Annotated in this window: 5 protein-coding genes and 1 pseudogene; 2 read left to right on the forward strand and 4 right to left on the reverse strand. The window is 44.3% G+C overall.

Annotation, left to right across the window (positions count from 1 at the left end; translation table 11 throughout):
* Positions 1-763 (reverse strand): annotated as a pseudogene (locus PX484_RS23755) (pentapeptide repeat-containing protein); the annotation flags it as partial.
* Position 764: 1 nt separating this feature from the next.
* Positions 765-1,433 (reverse strand): lipoyl(octanoyl) transferase LipB, encoded by a 669-nt coding sequence (gene lipB / locus PX484_RS23760; protein WP_287767536.1) that lies wholly within the window; start codon positions 1,431-1,433, stop codon positions 765-767.
* Positions 1,434-1,906: 473 nt separating this feature from the next.
* On the opposite strand from lipB, the gene hpf reads away from it, so the two are divergent.
* Positions 1,907-2,506, forward strand: coding sequence for a ribosome hibernation-promoting factor, HPF/YfiA family (gene hpf, locus PX484_RS23765; protein WP_287767533.1), 600 nt, complete (start codon positions 1,907-1,909; stop codon positions 2,504-2,506).
* 58 nt (positions 2,507-2,564) lie between these two features.
* Here hpf and PX484_RS23770 read toward each other — a convergent pair whose 3' ends face one another.
* Together PX484_RS23770 and PX484_RS23775 are read right to left on the reverse strand one after the other, a co-directional pair.
* Positions 2,565-2,975: an Hsp20/alpha crystallin family protein gene (locus PX484_RS23770; RefSeq protein WP_287767530.1), complete on the reverse strand. Its 411-nt coding sequence runs from the start codon at positions 2,973-2,975 to the stop codon at positions 2,565-2,567.
* 214 nt (positions 2,976-3,189) lie between these two features.
* Positions 3,190-3,831: an L-threonylcarbamoyladenylate synthase gene (locus PX484_RS23775; RefSeq protein WP_002803551.1), complete on the reverse strand. Its 642-nt coding sequence runs from the start codon at positions 3,829-3,831 to the stop codon at positions 3,190-3,192.
* On the opposite strand from PX484_RS23775, the gene larC reads away from it, so the two are divergent.
* Positions 3,808-4,845, forward strand: a 1,038-nt coding sequence (larC, locus tag PX484_RS23780; protein WP_288105881.1) for a nickel pincer cofactor biosynthesis protein LarC, incomplete at its 3' end; no start/stop codon positions are given. The genes PX484_RS23775 and larC overlap by 24 nt on opposite strands.

Raw genomic sequence — 4,845 nt, forward strand, 5'->3', positions numbered from 1 at the left:
ATAGCCGCGATTGACTCAAAAAACGCAGTATTTTCGCTTTTCCAGAGGCATCGACACTGCTGAGGATGGAAGCGGTGCGACCTTCTGCGATCGCTCTTTCCTGGGGCCAATCTTCTAAAAATCCCTCCTCATCCAAGGCTAAATCGGAAATCCCTTGAAAATAGGAATCGATCGTCTGTTGTTGGGTAATGCGATTTTGTTGTATGGTTAAATCCTTAGAAATAACGTACTGTTCCCAGGCCACATAGACAGCTAACACGGCGATCATAATCTGTCCCAAGGCCCCCACCCACTCGGCCCAAGAACCGAACTCATCGTATTTAAAACTCTCTAACCATCGCAATATGCGCTCGTAAACTCCTAAATATTTCCCTAATCCGGCCAGAGCAGCTATAAAAACCATAAAAGCGAAAACCGTCTGACGTTCAGAGGGGGTGAGATAATGGGCGATCCACTGGCGAATAGAGGGCAAAATCACCTGTAAGGATATCAATATCGCTACTATCGCCCCAGAAAAGCCTAACCAGTCCCAGCTAAAGATGAGGCCGATGGTCATCAGCATCAGGGGGGCCAGTAGTAACCCCGCGTTACCCGGTCGAAGATCTTTTAATACTAGGATGCGCTGACGCACAGGATTACGCGAAGATAAAGAGGAGACGTATTCGGAAGCATCGGGGGCCGATAAACTGGTTTTACCGTTATTTTCGGGGTTATCGGCCCTATTTTCCACGGGGAGTTTTTCTGGGTCTTTGCGATCGCTCATATTAATCCTTGTCAAGAGAAAATAATTCCACACCGAAAACTGAGGCGAAAACCCTCGATAAATCTTGCTGTACTTGCCTAAGACTAATATTAGGCAGAAACTGCTGTAAACTGCCCACGGGTTTATTAGTAATCCCACAGGGAATAATCTCGGCAAAACCGCTTAAATCCGGACAAACATTGAGGGCAAAACCATGATAGGTAATCCAACGACTAACTTTAATACCGATCGCCGCTATTTTATACCCTTCTACCCATACCCCTGTCAGGCCCGCGATTCTTGCCCCCGACAATCCATAAATAGCGATAGTTTGCAGGATGACTTCTTCTAATTGTCGCAAATACCAGTGTAAATCCTGCTGATAATAGCGCAAATTGAGGATCGGATAGCCCACTAACTGCCCCGGACAGTGATAGGTGACTTCCCCTCCTCGCTCGATTCTATACACTTCTTTGTCGGTTTTGTCAAGATTAAATTTAATAAACTTAATATCTGAACCGGTACCGAGGGTGTAAACGGGGGGATGTTCCAGTAGCAGCAGCACATCGGGTAAGTCGGGATCGGCAATTCTCGCCGCCACCAGCGAGCGCTGTTGCGCCCAGGCCAGAGAATAGGGAGTGATTGCCTGAATTTTCAGCCCGCAGAGACGAGGTATTTTTTGAGCATTCATTGCGAGATTTGTCAAAATATTTAAGAAATGTAAAAGAGCGCAAAGGAAGATTAAAAGAAGGGAAGATATATATGTCGGGGAGAATACTAAGTGCTAATCTAAGGATATCCCATCTATTCGGATGTTAACCGTCGCACAGGAGAAACAATCACCGGATTCCCTAGCTGGCGGCCAAAATCGGTTTCTTTAAATAAAAGTTAACAGAACTTCGCACTTCTGTTAAGAGAAGCTTTGCAGAAACTTGTTAGAATAGAGGTAGATAAATCCAGTTGCAAATAGGCGCTCGACCCGATGAATTTTCCGCGCGATCCGACAAAAAAAAGAGAAAGAGAACACCGACAATATCTAGACTGTGACCTCTAACAACAGCGCGATCAAGCAGATTTTTGAGGATTAAATTCCTAGCATCAACATCCCTTAAAAATAGTTGATGTGGACGGTCTATAGCAAAATTTTTAGATGGAGTAGTGAGTATGAAGCTATTGATTCAGGGCAATAATATCGCTGTCACCGAAGCTATTCATGATTATGTGGAACAAAAGCTGGAGAAAGCGGTGAAACATTTTAACGGCATGACCACAAAAGTGGATGTTCACCTCTCCGTGGAAAAGAATGCACGCATTCCTGATCGCCACAAAGCGGAAGTAACGGTTTATGCTAATGGAACAGTGATTCGCGCTCAAGAAGGAAGCGAAAATTTATACGCGAGTATTGATTTAGTTTCTGATAAAATCGCTCGTCAACTCCGCAAGTATAAAGAAAGATTGGTGGATCATCGCACCAACGCCACCGTTAAAACTAGCGAGGTGGTGCAAGAGAAACCCTTAGAGGGTAGCCTAATCGGTGATCGCACTCCCGAATTACCTGCGGAAGTAGTGCGGATGAAATACTTTGCCATGCCACCGATGACTATTGAGGAAGCACTAACACAATTGCAATTAGTCGATCACGATTTCTTTATGTTCTGCAACAAAGACACGAACGAAATCAACGTTATCTATCAACGCAATCACGGCGGTTTTGGTGTTATTCAACCCCGTCCCGTTAACGTAAATGGCAAAGAACCCCATTAACAGTTAGCGACTACAAATAAAACCAAAGACTGGAGAATTTCTCCAGTCTTTTTCTCATCTAACCAAGATTAACTTTCACCACTTTATTTTTTTCTGCCACCGCTTTCGGGAGGCTGAGAGAAAGAATACCGTCTTGATAGTTAGCGGTAACTTGGCTATTTTGCACCTCCACTGGTAGGGTAATCAAGCGACTAAATTTACCATAATAAAATTCGCTGTTTTCCACTTCGGCAGGGCGTTGACGTTGCCCATTAATAGCCACCATTTGTTTGCTAACCTCCACATCGATATCTTTAATATCCACACCGGGTAATTCGATTTTTAATTCCACGGAATCCTCATTAACAGAGATTTCCACCGGGGGACGAGATACCAATGAAGTTGTCGGTAATACTTCTTGAAAAAGTTGATCGATTTGACGTTGGACAGAATTAATTTCCAGGAAGGGAGAATAAAGAGTGAAAGCCATAGTAATAATTTCCTTGAGAGGTTTTCTCTGACTGCGATTATCTCTATCTTAAGCAACTAACTTGGCTTCCACAAGACGGTTTTCAGGAAATAAAAAGTCGCAATAACCGATACAGTTATCAGTTATCAGTTATCAGTGGCAAGTGGGAAGTTGTGGGGTGTGGGGTGTGGGGTGTGGGGAGCAAAAAACCGACGGCTGACGGCTAAAATCACTGTTATAACCATTGTTGTAATTCCGGCCAACCCAAACCTTGACGCACGATATCCGGTTGATCGCAGGTAAAATCAACAATGGTTGACACTTCCGAACCGGGAGCCGAACCATCTTCGATAATTAAATCAACGATATGATCGAGGGCATCGAATAACCTAGCGGATTCTAATCCCTTGGTGGGAAAATCTCCCTCCTGATCGGGAAGATGGGCAGAACTAGAGATAATGGGATTTTCTAGGGTTTCGAGAATAGTGCGACAGATAACATGATCGGGAACCCGGATACCAGTGGTTTTCCGCTTCGGATTCATCACCACTTTCGGCACTAATTTAGTCGCCGGTAAGAGAAAAGTGTAGGGACCGGGTATAACTCGTCGCATAATCTTATAAGCATAATCGCTGACCACTGCGTACTCGGAAATATTCGACAAAGAAGAACAGAGAAACGTCAAGGGTTTATCATTAGATAGTTGCTTGATTTGGCGAACTCGTTCGACGGCGGATTTCACATTGAGATCGCAACCGATCGCATAGACGGTATCGGTAGGATAAAGCATAATTGCCCCGTTTTTCAGGGCATGACAGATTTCTTGGATAGAACGTTGTTGGGGATTTTCGGGATGGAGAGAGTAAATAGTAGCCATGATAGCAAAATCGTCGCCTATTGGGATTGTCCCACGGGAATCGCCGGGGATATGTGTTTAGGGGCGTTAGTAGATTTAGGAGTCCCCTTAGAATACCTGATTGCACAACTAAAAACTTTAGGAATCGAGGATGAATATCAGTTAAGGTCCGAAAAAGTGCATCGTCGCGGTCAAATTGCCACTAAGATTAACGTCGATGTCACTGCCGAGAAGTCCGCTGATCATCACCACCATCACCATCATACCCCCGCTCGCCATTTACCGGAGATTGAAAATTTAATTAAACAGGCAAATTTACCCCAGAAAGTCCAAGAATGGAGTTTAGCGGTTTTTCAACAACTTGCGATCGCAGAAGGAGCCGTTCACGGGATCGCGCCGGAAAAGGTGCATTTTCACGAAGTCGGGGCAACCGATGCCATTATTGATATCGTGGGGACTTGTTTGGGTTTGGATTGGCTATCGGTGAGTGAATTATACTGTTCTTCTCTACCCACCGGCGGCGGTACAGTTCAGGCCGCCCATGGTCGTTTACCGGTTCCTGTGCCAGCAGTAGTACAATTGTTTAGTCAGGGACAAGTACCAATTTATAGTAATGGCATCGAAGCGGAGTTAGTAACACCCACGGGGGCAGCTATTGTGACAACTTTAGCTAAAAGTTTCGGTAAACCGCCGAAAATGCAGTTAGAAAAGGTCGGTTTAGGGGCAGGTACAAAAGATTTACCGATTCCCAATCTTGTCCGGCTTTGGTTAGGGAAAAAAACACCAGAAAAGCTAGATGAAAGAGAAACTGTGGCAGTTTTAGAAACTCAAATTGATGACTTAAATCCGCAAGCGATCGCCTACTTAAGCGAGGCTTTATTACAAGTGGGTGCTTTGGATGTATTTAGTCAAGCAATTACTATGAAAAAATCCCGTTTGGGAATACTTTTGACAGTAATTTGTGCCTTGGATAAAATTGCTATTTGTGAAAATATGATCTTTCAGGAAACCACAACTTTAGGCATTAGAAGGACA

This window comes from Microcystis sp. M49636_WE2, from assembly GCF_030065375.1.
In the GTDB taxonomy this organism is placed as follows: domain Bacteria; phylum Cyanobacteriota; class Cyanobacteriia; order Cyanobacteriales; family Microcystaceae; genus Microcystis; species Microcystis aeruginosa_C.

Coding starts and splice junctions, on each gene's coding strand:
- hpf (WP_287767533.1), top strand. CDS start 1,907: ATGAAGCTATTGATTCAGGGCAATAATATCGCTGTCACCGAAGCTATT.
- lipB (WP_287767536.1), bottom strand. CDS start 1,433: ATGAATGCTCAAAAAATACCTCGTCTCTGCGGGCTGAAAATTCAGGCA.
- PX484_RS23770 (WP_287767530.1), bottom strand. CDS start 2,975: ATGGCTTTCACTCTTTATTCTCCCTTCCTGGAAATTAATTCTGTCCAA.
- PX484_RS23775 (WP_002803551.1), bottom strand. CDS start 3,831: ATGGCTACTATTTACTCTCTCCATCCCGAAAATCCCCAACAACGTTCT.